Here is a 19,941-nt window from a genome sequence, read left to right as displayed (position 1 = left end):
CGAGCCATGCCTGCGCTGCTGCCGAGAACACCTCGCGCCTAGCGAAGCGGCATCGGTCGCTTTGTTAGCCGCTCTTAACGGCCGACGGGCCGGCAGGTCACAGCCATGACAGCGCTGCGCTAGACTCGCCGCACTCTACATTCTCGCATTCCTGTGCCCCGACGCCACGACAACGACGCTCCCGACGATTTCGAGGACGACACCAACGCGCAAGGCTCCCGCTGGCAACGCAGACTCATCGTCTGGGGATTTGCCGCGTTCGCGCTGGCGCTCGGTTTCCTGATTCCCTATACGGTGTATCTGAACAAGCAGGTCACCCAGCGCTTTGGCGAACTGCGTTGGCAGATCCCCACCCGCGTGTACGGCCGGCCGCTGGTGCTCGTGCCGGGCAACGCACTGGATGCGGCCACGCTGAAGACCGAGCTGGACGCGGCGTCGTACCGCGACGACGGTCAGGCGAAGCTGGCCGGCACCTACCAGCAGGACGGCAGCCGCTTCACCATCGCCAGCCGCGGCTACATCGATGTGGATGGACGCGTGCCGGCGCGCCGTATCGAAGTCAGCCTGGCCGGTGGGCGCGTGGCCAGCCTGCGCGACGCCGGCGACCGCAAGGCGCTCAAGAGCGCACGCCTGGACCCGGCGCGCATCGCCACCCTGTACGGGCAGAAGCAGGAAGAACGCCGCCTGGTGCGCATGGAAGAAGTGCCCGAGCTGCTGGTCACCGGCCTGCAGGCGGTGGAAGACCGCGACTTCAACAGCCATCACGGCATCGATCTGAGCGGCATGGTGCGCGCGGCCTGGATCATGGCGCGCTCCGGCGGCCAGGTCCGCCAGGGCGCCAGCACCCTGACCCAGCAGTTGGCCCGTAGCGGCCTGCTCGGCATCGGCAAGGAACAGACGCTCACGCGCAAGTTCAACGAGATCCTGTACGCGGTGATCATGGAGGCGCGCTACGACAAGCGCACCATCCTGGAGGCCTATCTCAACCAGGTCTATCTGGGCCAGCGCGGCGGGCAGGCGATCCACGGCGTGTCGTCGGGCGCGGAACTGTGGTTCGGTCGCGAACTCAATTCGATGACCACCGAGCAGATCGCATTGTTGATCGGGCTGGTCAAGGGGCCGTCGTACTACGACCCGCGGCGCAACCCGGAACGCGCGCTGGACCGACGCAATTTCGTGCTCGGCAAGCTGCACGAAAACAATCTGATCAACGACGCCGAATACAAGCGCGCGCTGGCTGCGCCGTTGGGCGTGCCGATCGAGCCTGGCCTGGTCGCTGCCAACCGTTTTCCGGCGTATGTGGACCTGGTGCGGCGCCAGCTGGCGCACGACTATCCGGAAGGCGTGCTGCAGGGCGCCGGCATGAGCGTGCTTACCGGCATGTCGCCGTCGGCGCAGGCGTATGCCGAAGGCGCAGTGACCGGCACCATCAAGCGGCTGGACAACAAGAAACGCCCGCCGCTGCAGGCGGGGTTGGTGCTTACCGACGTGCATAACGGCGATGTGCTCGCCGTGGTCGGCAGCCGCGATGTGGCCAAGCCGGGTTTCAATCGTGCGGTGGAAGCGCAGCGGCAGGTGGGCTCGTTGCTCAAGCCGTTCGTCTACATGCTGGCCTTGGCCTCGCCGGACCGCTGGGCGCTGTCCAGCTGGGTCGACGACTCGCCGGTGACCGTGCAGCTCAGCCGCGGCAAGACCTGGTCGCCGGGCAATTCCGACAACCGCAGCCACGGCACGGTGCGCCTGGTCGATGCGCTGGCGCATTCCTACAACCAGGCCACGGTGCGGGTGGGCATGCAGGTCGGCGCGGACCGCATCGCGCAGCTGATCCAGGTGTTGGCCGGTATCAAGGCCGAGCCCAATCCGGCGCTGATCCTGGGCACCACCGACCAGAGCCCGTATGGCATGGCGCAGCTGTATCAGTTCCTGGCAGCCGGCGGCGAGATCCAGCCGCTGCATGCGGTGCGCGGTGTGCTCGACCCGCAAGGCAAGCTGCTCAAGCGCTACGACAAGACCCCGGCGCCGGCGCAGGAAGGCGATTCGGTGGCCGCCAACCTCATCAGCATCGGCCTGCAGCAGGTGGTCAGCGGCGGCACCGCGCGGCAGTTGCTGGGCGATGGCCTGGGGCGCCTGTCGTCGGCCGGCAAGACCGGTACCTCCAACGACGGTCGCGACAGCTGGTATGCCGGCTACACCGGCGATCATCTGGCGGTGATCTGGATGGGCAACGACCAGAACGCCGAAACCGGCTTGTATGGCGCCACCGGCGCGATGCGGGTGTGGTCGAGCATCTTCGCCCGCCTGCCGAGTGCGCCATTGAAGGTCAGCGGCAAAGGTCTGGATTGGCAGTGGGTGGACGCCAGCGGCACCGGCGTCACCGACCCGGGTTGCCCGGGTGCGCGCCAGTTCCCGTTCGTGGTCGGCTTCACGCCGGCCTACGCGCCGTGCGCGGGCAACGCGCCGTCGATCGAAGCCGCGCCCGGCGAAGCGGCCGCACCTGCCGAACAATCCAGCGGCGGTGGCTGGCGCCGCTTCTTCGGTCTGGAAAAGAAGCCCGAAGACCCTGCCGCCGCACCTGCCGCGGCCCCACCCACGCGTTGATTGGAACGACCCCATGAACCGAATGCACCGTTTGCTCGCCCCGATCGGCGTCCTGGCCGCACTCACCGCCTGCGTCAGCGCACCACCCGCGCCGCCGCCGACCCCGGTGGACCCGACGACCCCGACCCAGCGGCTGTTGCTGATCGAACGCGAAGCCGGCGCGGACGACACCGAACTGTCGGTGCAGCCGCTGCGCGACCCGCAGGTGGATGATTTGCGCGAGACCGCCAAGAGCAAACGCCAGGCCGGCGATCTGGCCGGCGCCGCTGCGGCCCTGGATCAGGCGCTGGGCTTGGTGTCGGGCGACCCGGCGATTCTGCAGGAACGTGCCGAAGTGTCCGTGCTGCAGGCCGACTGGCCAGCGGCCGAACGCCTCGCCAAGCAGGCGATCGACCTGGGGTCCAAGACCGGGCCGTTGTGCCGTCGGCACTGGGCGACCATCGAGCAATCGCGTCTGGCGCGTGGCGAAAAGGAAAACGCCGCCTCTGCCAAGGCGCAGATTGCCGGTTGCACCGTGGCAGGCGTGAAGCGGTACTGAGACCGGCGATCGAAGCGACTGCGCACCGCAAGGCGGGCGCGGTGGATGCCTTGGATGGCCGTGTCCTTCGTGCGCTTGGAATGCCTGGAGCACTTCGAGCCAAGGTGAGGAGGGGGCTCCTGGCTGCCCGGTGCGGTTTCAGCAAGCACAGGCGCACCTGACGGTTGCTGGCGCAGCAGCGGGATGTGCGCAATCCATCAAGTGCAACCCAGGCAGCATCACCGCGCACGCGCTAGGCTGTCGTGCTTCCTGTCCGTTTTTCGTTCGGTCCCATGTCCCAACTTGCCACTGCCAGCATCCAAGCGCTCAGCGAGGGCGGGGCGCTTGCGCGCCAGCTCGACGCGTTCGCGCCACGTGCTGCGCAGTTGCGCCTGACCGGGACGATCGCCGAGGCGTTCGAGCAGCGCGATGTATTGCTGGCAGAGGCCGGCACCGGCACCGGCAAGACCTACGCCTATCTGGTGCCGGCGTTGCTGTCCGGGCTCAAGACCATCGTTTCCACCGGCACGCGCGCGCTGCAGGATCAGCTGTTCCATCGCGATCTACCGCGTGTGCGCGCCGCGCTGGGCGTGGGGCTGCGCAGTGCGTTGTTGAAGGGGCGCGCCAACTACCTGTGCAAGTACCGCACCCAGCAGGCACGTGGCGAACCGCGCTTTGCCACGCCCGAACAGGTCTCGCAGTTCCAGCGCATCGTGGCCTGGAGCGGGCGCACCCAGTTCGGCGACATGGCCGAGCTGGAAGCCTTGCCGGACGACTCGCCGCTGCTGCCGATGGTGACCTCCACCGTCGACAATTGCCTGGGCACCGACTGCCCGTTCTACAGCGAGTGCTTCGTGGTGCAGGCGCGCCAGCGTGCGCAGGCGGCCGATCTGGTGGTGGTCAATCACCACCTGCTGCTGGCCGATCTGGCGCTCAAACAGGAAGGTTTCGGCGAAATCCTGCCCGGTGCGCAGGCCTTCGTCATCGACGAAGCGCATCAGTTGCCCGAACTGGCGGCCAATTTCTTCGGCGAGAGTTTCGGCATGCGGCCATGGCAGGAGTTGGCGCGCGATTGCATGGTCGAAGCGCGCCTGGTTGCCGGCGCGCAGGCCAGCCTGCAGGCACCGATCCTGGCGCTGGATGAGGCCTTGCGCAGCCTACGCGCCGGAATGGAAGGGCTGCCGCCACGCGGCACGCAATGGCGTGCGCTGGCCAAGCCGCAGGTGCGCGAAGGGTTCGATGCCGTGCTGTCGTCGCTGGCACGGTTGGGCGAATCCCTGCTGCCATTGCGTGAGGCTTCACCGGGTTTCGACGGCTGCACGGCACGTGCGCAAGAGGCGTTGAGCCGCCTGTCGCGCTGGCTGGGCGAAGATCTGCCGGTGGCCGATTTCGCGCAGGATCCGCCGGAAGAGACCGTCGACAACGATGTACTCTGGTACGAACTCAGCCCGCGCGGCTTCCGCTGTCAGCGCACGCCCCTGGATGTCTCCGGCCCGCTGCGCGAACACCGCGAAAAGTCGCAGGCGGCCTGGGTATTCACCTCGGCCACGCTGGCGGTGGGCGGCGAGTTCGACCACATCGCGCAGCGGCTGGGCCTGAGCGATCCGGTGACCTTGCTGCAACCCAGCCCGTTCGATTGGGCGCGTCAGGCCTTGTGCTACCTGCCGCCGAACCTGCCCGATCCGGCCGCACGCGGGTTCGGCACTGCCTTGATCGGCGCGCTGACGCCGGTGCTGGAAGCCTCCAACGGCCGTGCGTTCTTGCTGTTCGCCTCGCACCGCGCGCTGCGCGAAGCGGCCGAAGCCTTGCGCGGCGCGCCATGGCCGTTGTTCGTGCAGGGCGAGGCGCCGCGCGCGACCTTGCTGCAGCGGTTCCGCGATTCCGGCAATGGCGTGCTGCTGGGCTCGGCCAGTTTCCGCGAGGGCGTGGACGTGGTGGGCGACGCCTTGAGCGTGGTGGTGATCGACAAGCTGCCATTCGCCGCACCCGACGACCCGGTGTTCGAAGCGCGCCTGGATGCGATCCGTCGCGAGGGCGGCAACCCGTTCCGCGACGAACAACTGCCACAGGCGGTGATCGCGCTCAAGCAGGGCGTGGGCCGGCTGATCCGCAGCGAAACCGACCGTGGCGTGCTGGTGCTGTGCGACCCGCGGCTGGTGAACAAGAGCTACGGCCGCACCTTCATGAAGTCGCTGCCGCCGTTTGCGCGCACGCACGCCATTGCCGATGTGCAGGCGTTTTTTGGCGTTGAACCGGCGGTGGGCGACAATGGCGCGCTCGCGTTGCCGGTCGGCGGCGACCGATCTTCTTCTTCCTGATTGCGGCCCCGCCATGAACGTCCTCGCTTTCGAAACCTCCACCGAAGCCTGCTCCGTTGCGCTGCACGTGGATGGTCGCGTGATCGAGCGCTTCGAACTGGCGCCGCGTCGCCACGCCGAACTGGCCTTGCCTTGGGCCGATGCGCTGCTCGCCGACGCCGGCATCACCCGTCGCCAGCTCGATGCGATTGCGGTTGGCCGCGGCCCCGGCGCGTTCACTGGCGTGCGTCTGGCGATCGGCATTGCGCAAGGGATCGCGCTGGCCCTGGATCTGCCGGTGCTGGCCGTTTCCACGTTGCAAGTGTTGGCCTTGCGTGCGCCGGCAGAGGCCAGGCATGTGCTGGCCTGCATCGATGCGCGCATGGGCGAGGTCTATGCCGGGGTGTTCGCGCGTAACGAGGATGGGTTGCTAGAACTTGCCCCGGAGCGCGTGTGCACGCCCGATGCGGTGGTCATGCCCGAGACGGCGCAGCGCGTGGCTGGGGTGGGAACCGGATTTGCGGCCGCCGACGGACTGCTGCAGCAGCGCCTTGCCGCACAATTGAGCAGCGTTGATGCCAGTGCCTTGCCGCATGCCGCCGATCTGCTCACGCTTGCGGTGCCTGCGCTGCAGCGGGGCGAAGGGCTGGCGCCGGAGCGCGTGGAACCGGCGTACCTGCGCGACAACGTTGCACTCACCCTGGTCGAGCAACAGGCCGCCCGCGCAGCGAAGGCGGCCGCCGCCGCGCCATGACACACGGCGATCTCGAACGCGCGCGGTTTCGCGGTTGCCTGCTCGGTCTTGCGGTGGGCGATGCGCTCGGCACCACGCTGGAATTCTGCGCGCCGGGCAGCTTCACGCCGATCGACGACATGCGCGGCGGCGGCCCGTTCGCCCTGCGAGCAGGGCAGTGGACCGACGACACTTCGATGGCGCTGTGCCTGGCGCACAGCCTGCTGCATCGGCAGGGGTTCGATGCGGCCGACCAGATGAACCGCTATTGCAACTGGTATCAGCACGGCTACCTCAGCAGCACCGGCCACTGTTTCGATATCGGCAACACCGTGCGCCAGGCGCTGGAGCGTTATCTGGATGGCGGCCCCGCCTTCAGCGGCAGCGCCGATCCGCGCGCGGCCGGCAATGGATCCCTGATGCGGTTGGCGCCGGTGGCGATGTACTACGCGCATCGCCCCGACGAGCTTGCCGAGCGCGCCGCCGACAGTTCGCGCACCACCCATGCCTCTGCCGAGGCGCTGGATGCCTGCCGGTTGTTCGCGTTCCAGCTGCGCGCGGCGCTGCTCGGAAATGCGCGCGATCAGGTGCTGCATGCGCAGCCGGAAGCATTGCTGACGCCTGCAGTCCACGTATTGGCGATCCGCGACCATGTGTCCGTGCCCGCAGCGCGGATTCGCGGCACGGGCTACGTCATCGATTCGCTGTCGGCAGCGTTGTGGTGCTTTGCCACCACCGATAGCTTCGACGAGGCCGTGCTGCGTGCCGCCAACCTGGGCGACGATGCGGATACCACCGCGGCGATCTGTGGGCAGCTTGCCGGCGCGTTCTACGGCATCGAGGGCATCCCGGCCGCCTGGCGCGAGCGCGTGCAGGATGCGGCAGAGATTGTTGTGCTGGCAGACCGATTGTATGAGGCGGGGCAGGTCGCCTAGCAGCGTGGGCGGCAGCGCCGTCATCCGATTCGCAGCACGCCATCGTCGGCGCGCCGATCAGGCGCACACTGCTTCAGCGATCGTCGTGCAGCTCGCCGCCGGGCAGGAACAGCCAGGTGCGCGTGACCTGCAGGATGTCCACATCGTCCTTGGTCTTGGGCAGTGGCGGAAACGGCTGCGCCAGTTGCACCACGCGCAGCGCGGCATCGTCCAGCAACGGAACCCCGCTGGAGACCAGCACGCGGCTGCTTTCCACGCTGCCGTCGCGGCGTACGCCCACGCTGATGACCACCTTGCCGCCTAGCCGGCGGCGGCGCGCGTCGTCCGGATAATTCAGGTTGCCCACGCGCTCGGCGCGGTCCACCCAGGCCCGCAGATAGTTCGCGTACGCGTATTCGCGGGTACTGGCGGAGACGAACTTGCGGTTCGGGCGCTTGGCGTATTGTTCCGAGCGCAGATGCACTTCGGCGGCGAGCCGGGCCATTTCGGCATCGCGCTGGATGCGTTGCGCCTCGGCCGGGGTGAGCGGGTCGGTCTGCGGATTCGGCTGCGGCGTCGGCACGGCCTGTTCACCACGACGGCTGGTCACCACGCGGGTCTGGGTAGGCTCGGGTGCGTTCACGCTGGTGGCGCGTTGCGCCTGTGGTGCCAGCCCGGTGCGGTCCTGCGGCACCACGCCGGGCTGGCTGTCCCGGGGGCGTTGCGCGGTGGCGTGATCGCCCCCGCCCTGCTGGTTGGCCTGGGCCAGGAAGTCGGCCTGCTTGGGCGTCAGTGGGGTGCTGGTCTGGCTGAAGATCACATCCAGCGTCGGCACCAACGGTGCGTCCTCGCTGACCGCAAAGCCCACCCCCAGGATCAGCACGCCATGCAGCAGCAGCGAGATCACCAGCGTCATCATCAGCCGGCGACCGTCGTCCATCGGTGCCGGCAGGGCCGCGGCCGTGCTCATTGCGCGGCGCCGGCCTCGATCGCATCGAACAGCAGCCCGGCGATGTTCAGGCCGAACTGCGCATCCAGTTCGCGCACGCAGGTGGGGCTGGTGACGTTGACCTCGGTCAGGTAATCGCCGATCACGTCCAGGCCGACGAAGCGCATGCCGCGACGGCGCATTTCCGGGCCTACCTGCGCGGCGATCCAGCGGTCGCGTTCGGACAATGGCCGGCCTTCGCCGCGCCCGCCGGCGGCCAGGTTGCCGCGGAATTCGTCGCCCTGCGGAATCCGCGCCAGGCAGTAATCCACCGGCAAGCCGTCCACCAGCAGGATGCGCTTGTCGCCGGCAGTGATGTCGGGGATGAAGCGCTGCGCCAGGGTCAGTTTGCGGTTGCCGTCGGTCAGCGTTTCCAGGATCACGTTGAGGTTGGGGTCGCCGCTGCCGCTGCGGAAGATCGAGCGTCCGCCCATGCCATCGAGCGGCTTGAGCACCGCCTGGCCATGTTCCAGCACGAAGGCCTTGAGCGCGGCGGCATCGCGGCTGACCAGGGTCGGCGGGCAGCATTGCGGAAACAGCAGTGCGGCCAGCTTCTCGTTGTAGTCGCGCAGTCCCTGCGGGTCGTTGACGATCTGCGCGCCGGCGCGCTGCGCCACGCTCAGGACCTGGGTGTCGTAGACGAACTCCGCATCCACCGGCGGGTCCTTGCGCATCAGCACCACCTGGCCGGGCCCGAACGCCAGTTCGGCGAACTCGCCCAGCGTGAACCAGCTGGTCTTGTCCTCGCGCACGCTCAGCGGCGCCACCTGCGCCACCGCGCGCCCTTCGCGCAGGCTGAGCCCGCCGGGGCGCACGTAGTGCAGACGGTGGCCACGGCGCTGGGCTTCCAGCAACATGGCAAACGTAGTGTCTTTGGCGATCTTGATGGAGGCGATGGGATCCATCACCACAACGACGTCGAGCGACATGGGGCTAAACCTTTCGAACAGGCTGCCGATGGTAACTTCAAGCGATGGGCGATGGCGCGCCCGGCGGGTCGTAGTGCGCGACTTGCCGGCCGGGACGCACCCAGACGTGGTCGGAACGTCCGCCTGGCGGGGCCCCGGCAATGCGCCCTTGACAGTCGATGCGGGTCTTGGGATATACATGCAGTTTCGTAGCGACGTCGGAAGGGATGAAGCGTCGCGCGCCCGGGGATATTTGCATGAGTGAAAACATTGCTGCGGGTGGGGAACTCGCAGGACTGAAGGTGATGGTCATCGATGACTCGAAAACCATTCGCCGCACCGCCGAAACGCTGCTGAAGCGGGAAGGTTGTGAAGTAGTGACAGCAACGGATGGTTTCGAGGCACTGGCCAAAATTGCGGACCAGCAACCTCAGATCATTTTCGTCGACATCATGATGCCGCGCCTGGATGGGTACCAGACGTGCGCGTTGATCAAGGGCAACCAGCTCTTCAAATCGACGCCGGTGATCATGTTGTCGTCCAAGGACGGCCTGTTCGACAAGGCACGCGGCCGCATCGTCGGTTCCGAGCAATATCTGACCAAGCCGTTCACCCGTGAAGAACTACTGAGCGCGATCCGCACGTACGTCCACGCCTGACCAGGGGGAAAGGCAACATGGCTCGAATTATATTGATCGAGGACTCGCCCACCGACAGGGCAGTCTTCAGTCAATGGCTGGAAAAAGCAGGCCATACGGTCGTCGCCACCGATAATGCAGAAGAGGGGCTTGAGCTGGTTCGCAGCCAGGCGCCCGATCTTGTGTTGATGGATGTGGTGTTGCCCGGCATGAGCGGCTTCCAGGCAACCCGTGCTCTCGCACGCGACCAGGCAACCAAGGACATTCCCGTGCTGCTGGTCAGCACCAAGGGCATGGAAACCGACAGGGCCTGGGGTTTGCGACAAGGTGCCAGCGACTACATCGTCAAGCCGCCGCGCGAAGACGATCTGATCGCGCGCATCAGACAATTGGTGCGTTGATGCGCTCTCCATTCGACATTCTCGAAGACTACGAGCGTCGTAGTCTGGCGCACGCCACGCCGCTGCCGGAACGCCAGTTCTCGGCCGATATCTGGCGCGGCGTGGGGTATCGCGTCGGTACCCGGCGATTGGTCTCGGACTTCCGCGAAGTCGCGGAAATCGTGCCGATGCCGCCGGTCACTCCGGTGCCGGGCGCACAGTCCTGGCTGCTGGGCGTGGGCAACCTGCGCGGCAATCTGTTCCCGGTGATCGATCTGAAGCAGTTCCTGGAGGGCCGTCGCACGGTGCTGCAGGAAGGCCAGCGTGTGCTGATCATGCGTCAGAGCGGCGGCGACGTCGCGCTGACCATCGATGAGCTGTACGGCCAACGCAGCTTCGAGCAGGTTCAGGCGGTGGAACCCGGCGAGTTGGCGCAAGGCCGCTACGCCCATTTCATCGACCGTGCCTTCCGCAACGAGACGCAGGACTGGGGTGTGTTTTCCCTGGCGTTGCTGTCGCGCACTCCTGAATTCCGGCAGGCCGCGGCCTAAGCCGCGACCCCGCCACGTCATACAGATCGAGGTCGAACCATGAGTACCGCCCCGGACGCCCGCAAGACCAACAAGCTCGGCAGCGTCAGCACCAGCTTCTGGCTCGGCTTGCTGGTGTTGTCGATGATCGTGTTTGGCGCCAACACCGGCGTCGCGACTTGGCAGGGCAGTCGTCTTGCCGGTGCCGGCACCGGCGCGGCCGACTTGCAGGTGCTTTCGCAGCAGCTGGCCAACCAGGGCCGCGAAGCGGTGTCCGGCGACGCCAAGGCCTTCGCCGCATTCAAGGAAACCAAGGGCCGCATCGACGGCACGGTCAGCGAGCTGGATGGCCGTTACGGCCAGGAAAGCTCGATCGCCAGCTCGATGGCGCAGCTCAAGGCGACCTGGGTGCCGCTGAGCAAAAACGCCGATCAGGTCATCGCCAGCGAGCCGGCGGTGCTCGGTCTGGCCGGCAACGCCGAACGCTTCTCCGGCAGCGTGCCGCAGTTGCAGGCGCAGTTGAACGAAGTGGTGCGCGCGATGACGGTCAGCGGCGCGCCTGCCTCGCAGATCTACAACACGCTGCAGCAGGTGGTGGTCGCCGGCACCATGGCACGCCGGGTCACTGAAATGCGCGCCGGTGGCGCCAATGCAGCCGCCTCGGGCGACGCACTGGCACGCGATTCGGTGGTGTTCACGCAGATGCTCGAAGGCCTGCGCACAGGCAACGAAGAACTCGGCATCGCCGCGGTGCGCAACCCGGCCGCGTTGTCGGCGCTGGAGCAGTCGCAGGCGCAGTGGACGACGATGAAGAAAGACGTCGACGCCATCCTCGCCAGCTCGCGCAACCTGTTCGCCGCACAGTCCTCGGCCGCCGCACTGACGGCCGGCTCCGGCAAGATGCTCGAAGACAGCAAGAAGCTCTTCGATGCGTTCTCGGCGTTCGGTTCGGTGCGCGATACGCGCCTGTTCCCGAACTTCTGGCTGGGCGTGGTGTCCGGCCTGGTCGCGCTGCTGGCGATCATCGGCTTCGTGTGGAGCTCGGTGCGCGTGCGGACCCGCGAGCAGGACGTGCGCTACCAGTCGCAGGTGGAATTCAACAGCCGCAACCAGCAGGCGATTATGCGGTTGCTGGACGAAATCAGCTCGCTCGGTGAGGGCGACCTGACCGTGAAGGCCTCGGTGACCGAGGACATGACCGGCGCCATCGCGGACGCGATCAATTACGCCGTGGACGAACTGCGCCACCTGGTGACCACCATCAACGACACCTCCGCGAAGGTGGCCGTGTCGACCCAGGAAACCCAGGCCACGGCCATGCAACTGGCCGAAGCGGCCGGCCAGCAGGCCAACCAGATCACGACTGCCTCCGAGCGCATCAGCGAAATCGCTGCCAGCATCGAACAGGTGTCGCGCAACTCCACCGAGTCGGCCGAAGTGGCGCAGCGCTCGGTGGTCATCGCTGCCGAGGGTGCCGGCGTGGTGCGCGAGACGATTCAGGGCATGGACCAGATCCGCGACCAGATCCAGGAAACCTCCAAGCGCATCAAGCGGCTGGGCGAATCCTCGCAGGAGATCGGCTCGATCGTGGAACTGATCAACGACATTTCCGAGCAGACCAACATCCTGGCGCTCAACGCCGCGGTGCAGGCAGCGTCGGCCGGCGAAGCCGGTCGCGGTTTCGCTGTGGTGGCCGACGAAGTGCAGCGCCTGGCAGAACGCACCTCCAGTGCGACCCGACGCATCGAAGGTCTGGTGCAGACCATTCAGGCCGATACCAACGAAGCGGTCAGTTCGATGGAACAGACCACGTCCGAGGTGGTGTCCGGTGCGCGCCTGGCCGAAGACGCCGGCACCGCGCTGACCGAAATCGAGCGCGTGTCCAACGCCTTGAACAACCTGATTAAGAACATCTCCATCGCTGCGCACCAGCAGTCGGCCGCAGCGACGGATATCACACAGACCATGGGCGTGATCCGACAGATCACCAGCCAGACATCGCAGGGTGCGGAGCAGACGGCCGAATCGATCGGCAACCTGGCTCAGCTCGCTGCCGATCTGCGCCGTTCGGTCGCCGACTTCAAGCTGCCGGCGTGACCACGACGCGGAACGGGAAAGGATCAGCAGATGGCGCGTAGTAGCGTTACGTCGATGCAGGAAGTGACCGGTTGCCGCGCTGGCGGCGAGTCGGTCGTAGTCAGGGGGCTGCAATGAGTGCGCTTCGCGATGCGATGAGTCACGCCGCACTGGGCTGGGTCAAGCCAGAGCTGGACGAGACGTTGCGCCAGGCGCGCAACGAGATCGAATATTTTGCCGAAGAACCGTCCGATACCAGTCGGATGCGGTTCTGCGCCGGCTACCTGCACCAGGTGCAGGGCACGCTGCGCATGGTCGAGTTGTATGCGCCGGCGATGGTGGCCGAAGAGCTCGAGCTGCTGGCCCAGGCCGTGCAGGTGGGCGAGGTCGCCGATCGCGATGAAGCCTGCGCGATGCTGATGCGCGGCACCGTCCTGCTGCCCGATTACCTGGAGCGCTTGCAGAACGGGCACCGCGACATTCCGATCGTGTTGTTGCCGCTGCTCAATGAGATCCGCGCCACCCGTGGCCAGCCAGGTCTCAACGAGAGCGTGCTGTTCGCGTTCGACCCGCAGGCCGGTGTTGCCACCGAGGCCGAGCTGGATCATGCGCGCGGCAGTCTGAGCGGGCGCAATCGCGAGCTGCTCGACACCGTCGGCAATGCGGTCAAGGAAGAATTGCTGCGCGTCAAGGACGCGCTGGACCTGCATCTGCGCACCGGCGGCGAGATCGCCGAGCTGCAGACCCAGGTCAACGATCTGGGGAGCGTTGCCGACACCCTCGGCATGATGGGCTTGGGCGTGGCGCGCAGCGTCGTCGTGCAGCAGCGCGATGCGTTGGCACGCGTGGTCGATGGTCAGACCCAGATGGACGAAAGCGTGCTGCTGGATATTGCCGGCGCGCTGCTGTACGTGGATGCATCGCTGGACGATCAGGTGGCCAGCCTCGGCGCCGACCCTGGCGACGGCACCGAAGTCAGCAACAGCGCCAACTCCTCGGAAGTACGCCGCACGGTCGATGTGCTGGCGCAAGAGGCGATCGCCAACTTCGGTGCGGCGCGCGAACATTTCGTCGCCTTCATCGAAACCAACTGGGACCATGCGCGTCTGGCCGAGGTACCGCACCTGCTCGGCGAAGTCGGCGGTGCGTTGCGCATCCTCGAGCTGCCGCAGGCCGCCGATTATCTGGAAGGCGTGCGTCGCTACGTCGATCTGGAATTGATCGGCAAGCAGCGCGTGCCCAGCGGACGCCAGCTGGACACCCTGGCCGACGCGATGGCCAGCCTGGAGTACTACCTGGAAGCCCTGCGCGAGCGCCGTCCCGGCCGCGAAGAGATTCTGGATATCACCCGTAACAGCCTGGAAACGCTGCGTTACTGGCCGCTGCCGTCGGGCCAGCCGTCCGATTTGCCGGTCGGCGCGGACCAGCCGGGCAGCGCGGCCGAGCCGCAGCCGGCGGCCGCCCCGCCGTTGCGGCACGCGGACGCGCCGCAGGCCGCCAACGACGGCGCGTCTTTGCCATCGCTGGAATGGGCGAACGAAACCGTGGTCGAGACGCCGTTCGCTGCCAGCGTGGTGCACGACACCGGCGCTGCCGCGACCGATACGGTGTTCTCGTTCGACCCGGTAGCCGCCGAAGAAACCGTGTCCGGCCAGTCGCACGTGCCGTTCACCGTGGCGCCGCTGGATCTTTCGGACGACGGCGCGCAGGCGCCCGGTGACTGGCACCTGGAAACCACGGAGCAGGCCGCGCCGATCGCCACCTCTGCGTTCGACCCGGTATCGGCCGAGCAGGATGGCAATGAGGTCGCGCAGGTCAGCTACACGGTGGATCTGAGCGCGCTGGAGCAGGAGCACGCCGCCGAGCCGGTGCTTGCCGAGGACGCGCCGCTGCAGATCGAGCAGATCGACCTGCCGGGCGACGCCGATCAGACCGACGCACCGTTGGAGTTCATCGCCGAGAACGCAACGCGTCGCGCGCAGACCAGCATCGAAGACGCTTTCTCGCCGCCGCCAAGTCCGCCGCAGGAAGTGGACGACCCGTTCGTCGAGCCGGCACAGGAACCGCAGGACGTCCCGTCCGAAGCAGCGTCCGAGCCGGTCGCCCCACGCGTGCAACAGGCGGTGGTCAGTGAATTCGAGCTGGACGACGCTTCCGCTGCGTTCCTGGCCCAGCTCGATGCAGCGGCCGCGCAGTTCGACGTGGAGCGCCCGCAGGCACCGACAGCGGCAGCCGATGCGCAACCCGCGCAGGCAAGCGCTGAACCGGTATCCAGCCAAGGCGCTCTGGAGGCTGCCGACGCCGGCATTTTCGGCGGTTTTGGCGACAGCGATATCGACGACGATATCCGCGACGTGTTCCTGGAAGAATTCGACGAAGAATTGGTCAACCTGGGGCAGCTGTTGCCGGTGTGGCGCGCCGCGCCCACCAACCCGGAAACCCTGCGCCCGATCCGCCGCGTCTTCCATACCCTGAAGGGCAGTGGGCGTCTGGTCGGTGCCAGCGTGCTCGGCGAGTTCAGCTGGAAGATCGAGAGCATGCTCAACCGCGTGCTCGATAATTCGCGGCCTGCCAGCCCGGCGGTCGTGTCAATGGTCGAACTGGCCTACGCGGTGTTGCCGCAATTCAATGCCGCGCTGCGCGACCAGGGCCGCATCAGCGCCGATCTGCCTGGAATCCAGGGTATCGCCGAGCGCGTTGCTGCTGGCGAAGAGGTCTACTACGTGCCCGCAGCCGCGGCACCGGTGGCCGGCGCCGTTGCGATTCCGGCGGCAGCCGCAGGCGTGTTTGCCGCCAGCGGTGGAACGCCGGCTTCGGTGGACAGCGTGCTGCGCGAGATCCTGGAAGCCGAGGTCGCCACGCATCTGGACACGGTCAACGGCTGGCTGCAGGCCAGCCAGGCCGAGCCGCAGTTGGCGACCGAAGAAGTGCTGCGCGCCGTGCACACGATGAGTGGCGCGTTCGCGATGACCGACGTGCCGGAAATCACCTTGGTGACGACGCCGGCCGAAAGCTACGTCAAGCGATTGCTGGCCGCGTCTGTCACGCCGTCGGCGGAGGGGCTCGAAGCGCTCACCGCCACCGCTGCTGCGATTGCCGCCACGGTGACAGCGCTACGCGCCGATGCGCCGTTGATTCCGTCGTTCGCACCGTTGACCGAGCGCTTGCGCGCGCTGGTGGACACCTTGCCGGAAGCGCAGTGGCCGCCGCAGGCGTTCCTGGACGAGTTGGACGATGTCGACGCCCCGGGCGCCACGGTGGACGACAGCGATGCCCCGGTCGAACTGACCGATGCGCAGGATCTGTCGCAGTACCTGGATGCCGGCGCGCTGCCGTCCAACGCGCCCGCATCGACGCAAGATGCCGAAGACGCGCAGCCGCAGCCGGACGACGCGCCGATTGCCGTGGACGAGCTGGCCGAGGCCGAGGCCGAGCATGATTCGGCACTCGCACTGGACGCGCCTGCACCGCATGCGGTCGACAACGCCAGCCATGCCGCCGTGCACGAAGATGTCCACGCCTCTGCCGAGTCTGTGCCCGCATCGAGCGGCGACGCGCCGGTACCGGTCGCCGCATCCGGGCAGCTTGCCGATGCGCCGCACGGCGATGCTACGCCAGACGAAGAGGCAGACAAGGACGCATCGCAGGGCATCGATGCACACGACCTGCCGGCCGACGAGCCGCTGGTCGAAGCCGAGGCCTGGGACGCCACCGAACTGCAGCATGCGCAGACCGCACCGCACGCTCACGCGCCGGGCGAGGACGCGGCAGAGCCCGGTGAGGCGTCTGCCGAGGTTGTCTCCAGCGAGCATGACGCCGACGCGACCAGCACGCACGCCGACGGCATTGCGGTAGACGAGTTGGCCGATGCAGAAGCTGCCTTGGGCGGTGCGCAGACGCTGGCTGCAGCCGATGCCGAGCAGGCAGTGGACGCGCAGGCACAGCATGTGCCCGCGCACGACGATCAGGTTACGGCAGACACTGACGAGGCGGTCGAGAGCATCGAAGCGCCGGAGGCCGTGCACGCCGACGCTGCGTTGGCTGATGACGCCAATGACGCCAATGCAACGACCGCCGAAGAATGGACCCCGGAAACCGCAGCGCCGGACAGCGTGCCGGCCGATCAGCCTGGCCACGAGCCCGCCGACACGCAGGAACATGCGGGCGAGCAGCCGGTAGGCGAGGCGGCGCAGCACGGCGACGCGGTACGGCTGCAGGATGGCGAACCGGATGCGGGCCAAGACCAACCTCTGGAAGAAGCGGCGCAGCTGGGCGAGCACGCAGAGGCACAAGCGCATGCGTCTGCGAATCAACAGATGGATTCGGGCGATGGCGCGTCTGCCGATGCGCAGCAGCACGTCCACGAGCAGGTGCCGTCTGACCAGTACGTCGATGCCGACGAGCAGCTGCAAACGCACGCGCAGTCCGACCAACACGCTGGCGACGCCGAGCACGCGACCGATCACGAGCGCGTCGAGACCGCGCATTCCCAAGCGCAGCACTCCGAAGCCGAGCATGTGGCTGCCGAGCATGCCGACGCAGAGCATTCCGAAGCAGAGCGCGCAGACGCCGACCGTATTGGCGCCGCGCAGGCCGATGCCGGCGTCCTGCCCGATCACACCGTCGAATCGGTGCAGGCATTCGAAATGGCGCATGCGGCCGATCAGGTGGAAGAGGCGGGCGATCCGCAATCGGACACTGCGCCGGAACTGCACGACACGCAGGCTGTCACCTCCGACGAGGCGGCGCAGGCCGGCGCGCAGGCCGCAGTCGATGCGTTTGACGTGGTCGGTCACGCCGAGCGCGCAGAACAGTTCGAAAGCGCAGAACACGCAGCGCACGCCGAACAAACGGAAGCCAGCGACCACGCCGGTGCCGATCAGCATGCCGACGACTCCGCAGATCAGCACGCTACCGACCGCAGTGCCGACGAGCCGGAAGACACCACCGCCGCTGCGTTCAGCGCCCCGGTCGACGATGCGGGGCGTGCCGGTACGGCTAGCAACGATATCGGCGCGGCATTCGATGCCGGCCCGCTGAACTTCGATCAACTCGACGGCGAGCTGGTCGACATCTTCGTCGAAGAAGGTCGCGACCTGCTGGACCATTGCGATGGCCTGATCGCCCGCATGCGCGAAGTGCCGGGAGACCGCGATGTCCTCAACGGACTGCAACGCGATCTGCACACGCTCAAGGGCGGTGCGCGCATGGCCGGCATCAACGCCATCGGCGATCTCGGTCACGCGATCGAATCGCTGCTCGAAGCCGTGGCCGCCAACCGCACCGACATCGATCGCGACGACGTGCGTCTGTTCGAGCGGGGCTTCGACCGCCTGCATCAGTTGCTGACCCGCACCGGCATGCACCGTGCGGTGACGATGCCGACCGATCTGGTGGAAGCCTTCGAAACCCGTACCCGTGGCCGCAATGCCGCAGCGCCCAGCGACGCCGATGTCCGCGCGATCGCCAAGGCGTCGGTGGAACCGGCGCCGCTGTCCGCTCCGGTTCCGATGGAGGGCCAGGCCGAAGAAGACTTCCTGCCGCGCGTGCAGCAGGAGCAGGTGCGCGTGCGCGCGGACCTGCTCGACCGCCTGGTCAACCACGCCGGCGAAGTGGCGATCTACCGCTCGCGCCTGGAGCAGCAGTTGGGCGCGTTCCGTGGCGCCATGGGCGAACTGGATCGCACCAACGCCCGTCTGCGCGATCAGTTGCGACGTCTGGATCTGGAAACCGAAGCGCAAATCGTCGCGCGTTATCAGCGCGAACAGGACCAGGGCGATCGCACCTTCGATCCGCTGGAACTGGACCGCTTCTCCACCCTGCAGCAGCTCAGCCGTGCGTTGAACGAATCGGCGGCCGACTTGGGCGGCTTGCAGGGCGTGCTGGAAGATCTGTCGCGCCAGTACGACGGCTTGCTGCAACAGCAGTCGCGCGTCAGCTCCGAACTGCAGGACGGCCTGATGCGCGCGCGCATGGTGCCGTTCGACGGTCTGGTGCCGCGTTTGCGTCGTGTGGTGCGTCAGGCGGCCAGCGACACCGGCAAGCAGGTGCATCTGGTGCTGGAAGGCACCCAGGGCGAACTGGATCGCAACGTGCTCGATCGCATGGTCGCGCCGCTGGAACACATGCTGCGCAACTCGGTGGCGCACGGGCTGGAAACGCCCGAGCAACGCCGCGACGCAGGCAAGCCGGAAGAAGGCAGCATTGCGATCCGTCTGCGCCGCGAAGGTTCGGAAATCGTGCTGGAAGTGGCCGACGATGGCGCCGGGCTGGACCGCGAGGCGATCCGTCGCCGCGGCGAAGAGCGCGGCCTGATCGAATCGGGCCAGGAGCTGAGCGAGGCCGAACTCGATCACCTCATTTTCGCCTCCGGCTTCAGCACCTCCGAGCAGGTCAGCCAGTTGGCCGGCCGTGGCGTGGGCATGGACGTGGTGCGCAACGAAGTGCGTCAGCTCGGCGGCTCGGTGGATATCCACTCGGTACGCGGGCAGGGCGCCACCTTCACCTTGCGTCTGCCGCAAACGCTTGCGGTCACCCAGGCGGTGTTTGTCCGCATCGGCGAAACGACGTTCGCGGTGCCGGTGGGTTCGGTCAGCGGTATCGGCCGCATCTCGCGCACCCGTTACGAGTCGGGCGAGGGCGGGTATCACTACGCCGGCGAAGAGTACGTGCTGCACGACCTCGGCTCGTTGGTCGGCCAGCCCGCCGCGCGTGCCGATGGTCAGGCGCAGGTGCCGTTGCTGTTGGTGCGTGCGGGCGACCTGCGTGCCGCGGTGGCCATCGATCAGGTGCTGGGCAACCGCGAAGTCGTGGTCAAGCCGGTGGGCCTGCAGATCGCCTCGGTGCCGGGCATCTACGGCGCCACCATCACCGGCGATGGCCGCGTGGTGGTGATCCTGGACGTCGCCCCGCTGGTCCGTCGTTTCCTGGCCCAGCCGGCGCGTCCGTCGCTGGAAACCCAGGCCGAAGCGCAGCGCCAGGTGCCATTGGTGATGGTGGTCGACGATTCGCTGACCATGCGCAAGGTCACCAGCCGCGTGCTGGAACGCCACAACCTGGACGTGTCCACCGCACGCGACGGTGTCGAGGCGCTGGAACTGCTCGAAGAGCGCGTGCCCGACCTGATGCTGCTGGATATCGAAATGCCGCGCATGGACGGCTACGAGCTGGCGACCGCGATGCGGGCCGACCCGCGCTTCAAGGCGGTGCCGATCGTGATGATCACCTCGCGCAGTGGCGAGAAGCATCGCCAGCGCGCCTTCGAGATCGGCGTGCAGCGTTACCTGGGCAAGCCCTACCAAGAGTTGGATCTGATGCGAAACGTGTATGACCTGCTGGGGATCGCCCGTGTCCGAGACTAAT

General features: G+C 67.2%; 12 protein-coding genes. 10 read left to right on the top strand and 2 right to left on the bottom strand.

Annotation, left to right across the window (positions count from 1 at the left end):
- Window positions 1–153: 153 nt before the first annotated feature.
- From mrcB to AMD14_RS16155, 5 genes are all read left to right on the top strand, one after another.
- The gene (gene mrcB / locus AMD14_RS16175; RefSeq protein ID WP_003482504.1) at window positions 154–2,598 is read left to right on the top strand and encodes a penicillin-binding protein 1B; all 2,445 of its coding nucleotides are present in this window, start codon (window positions 154–156) and stop codon (window positions 2,596–2,598) included.
- A gap of 13 nt (window positions 2,599–2,611) precedes the next feature.
- On the top strand, window positions 2,612–3,136 hold the full coding sequence (locus tag AMD14_RS16170; RefSeq protein ID WP_003482503.1) for a hypothetical protein: 525 nt from the start codon (window positions 2,612–2,614) through the stop codon (window positions 3,134–3,136).
- Window positions 3,137–3,408: 272 nt separating this feature from the next.
- Complete coding sequence (gene yoaA / locus AMD14_RS16165) at window positions 3,409–5,433, top strand: DNA repair helicase YoaA (RefSeq protein WP_003482501.1); 2,025 nt, start codon at window positions 3,409–3,411, stop codon at window positions 5,431–5,433.
- Between the two features lie 13 nt (window positions 5,434–5,446).
- Entirely contained in the window at window positions 5,447–6,166 is a 720-nt protein-coding gene (tsaB, locus tag AMD14_RS16160; protein ID WP_003482499.1) for a tRNA (adenosine(37)-N6)-threonylcarbamoyltransferase complex dimerization subunit type 1 TsaB, read from the top strand.
- The gene (locus AMD14_RS16155; protein WP_011052039.1) at window positions 6,163–7,080 is read left to right on the top strand and encodes an ADP-ribosylglycohydrolase family protein; all 918 of its coding nucleotides are present in this window, start codon (window positions 6,163–6,165) and stop codon (window positions 7,078–7,080) included. Before tsaB ends, AMD14_RS16155 begins: the two co-directional genes overlap by 4 nt.
- Before the next feature lie 73 nt (window positions 7,081–7,153).
- On the opposite strand, the gene tolA is transcribed toward AMD14_RS16155, so the two are convergent.
- Together tolA and gshB are read right to left on the bottom strand one after the other, a co-directional pair.
- The gene (gene tolA / locus AMD14_RS16150) at window positions 7,154–8,029 is read right to left on the bottom strand and encodes a cell envelope integrity protein TolA (RefSeq protein ID WP_005913700.1); all 876 of its coding nucleotides are present in this window, start codon (window positions 8,027–8,029) and stop codon (window positions 7,154–7,156) included.
- Window positions 8,026–8,976 carry a glutathione synthase gene (gshB, locus tag AMD14_RS16145; RefSeq protein WP_011052038.1) on the bottom strand — a complete coding sequence of 317 codons (951 nt, stop codon included), beginning with the start codon at window positions 8,974–8,976 and terminating at the stop codon, window positions 8,026–8,028. Before gshB ends, tolA begins: the two co-directional genes overlap by 4 nt.
- Window positions 8,977–9,212: 236 nt before the next feature.
- Between gshB and pilG the strand changes: the two genes are divergently transcribed.
- From pilG to AMD14_RS16120, 5 genes are all read left to right on the top strand, one after another.
- Entirely contained in the window at window positions 9,213–9,614 is a 402-nt protein-coding gene (gene pilG / locus AMD14_RS16140) for a twitching motility response regulator PilG (RefSeq protein WP_005913706.1), read from the top strand.
- 17 nt (window positions 9,615–9,631) lie between these two features.
- Window positions 9,632–9,994 carry a response regulator gene (locus AMD14_RS16135; RefSeq protein WP_005913708.1) on the top strand — a complete coding sequence of 121 codons (363 nt, stop codon included), beginning with the start codon at window positions 9,632–9,634 and terminating at the stop codon, window positions 9,992–9,994.
- Window positions 9,994–10,524, top strand: coding sequence for a chemotaxis protein CheW (locus AMD14_RS16130; RefSeq protein WP_015463484.1), 531 nt, complete (start codon window positions 9,994–9,996; stop codon window positions 10,522–10,524). The genes AMD14_RS16135 and AMD14_RS16130 overlap by 1 nt, the downstream gene beginning before the upstream one ends.
- A gap of 39 nt (window positions 10,525–10,563) precedes the next feature.
- Entirely contained in the window at window positions 10,564–12,600 is a 2,037-nt protein-coding gene (locus tag AMD14_RS16125) for a methyl-accepting chemotaxis protein (protein WP_003482481.1), read from the top strand.
- Window positions 12,601–12,713: 113 nt separating this feature from the next.
- Window positions 12,714–19,940, top strand: coding sequence for an Hpt domain-containing protein (locus tag AMD14_RS16120; protein WP_015472484.1), 7,227 nt, complete (start codon window positions 12,714–12,716; stop codon window positions 19,938–19,940).
- Window position 19,941: the final 1 nt, after the last annotated feature.

The organism is Xanthomonas citri pv. citri (assembly GCF_000961215.1).
In the GTDB taxonomy this organism is placed as follows: domain Bacteria; phylum Pseudomonadota; class Gammaproteobacteria; order Xanthomonadales; family Xanthomonadaceae; genus Xanthomonas; species Xanthomonas cissicola.
The sequence above is the reverse complement of the archived record's forward strand: the minus strand, read 5'-3'. Positions and strand labels throughout refer to the sequence as shown.

What these genes read in the sequence shown, in the direction of transcription:
- tolA (WP_005913700.1), bottom strand. Translation starts at nt 8,029, where the DNA reads ATGAGCACGGCCGCGGCCCTGCCGGCACCGATGGACGACGGTCGCCGG.
- pilG (WP_005913706.1), top strand. Translation starts at nt 9,213, where the DNA reads ATGAGTGAAAACATTGCTGCGGGTGGGGAACTCGCAGGACTGAAGGTG.
- AMD14_RS16155 (WP_011052039.1), top strand. Translation starts at nt 6,163, where the DNA reads ATGACACACGGCGATCTCGAACGCGCGCGGTTTCGCGGTTGCCTGCTC.
- AMD14_RS16120 (WP_015472484.1), top strand. Translation starts at nt 12,714, where the DNA reads ATGAGTGCGCTTCGCGATGCGATGAGTCACGCCGCACTGGGCTGGGTC.
- tsaB (WP_003482499.1), top strand. Translation starts at nt 5,447, where the DNA reads ATGAACGTCCTCGCTTTCGAAACCTCCACCGAAGCCTGCTCCGTTGCG.
- AMD14_RS16135 (WP_005913708.1), top strand. Translation starts at nt 9,632, where the DNA reads ATGGCTCGAATTATATTGATCGAGGACTCGCCCACCGACAGGGCAGTC.
- gshB (WP_011052038.1), bottom strand. Translation starts at nt 8,976, where the DNA reads ATGTCGCTCGACGTCGTTGTGGTGATGGATCCCATCGCCTCCATCAAG.
- yoaA (WP_003482501.1), top strand. Translation starts at nt 3,409, where the DNA reads ATGTCCCAACTTGCCACTGCCAGCATCCAAGCGCTCAGCGAGGGCGGG.
- AMD14_RS16125 (WP_003482481.1), top strand. Translation starts at nt 10,564, where the DNA reads ATGAGTACCGCCCCGGACGCCCGCAAGACCAACAAGCTCGGCAGCGTC.
- AMD14_RS16130 (WP_015463484.1), top strand. Translation starts at nt 9,994, where the DNA reads ATGCGCTCTCCATTCGACATTCTCGAAGACTACGAGCGTCGTAGTCTG.
- AMD14_RS16170 (WP_003482503.1), top strand. Translation starts at nt 2,612, where the DNA reads ATGAACCGAATGCACCGTTTGCTCGCCCCGATCGGCGTCCTGGCCGCA.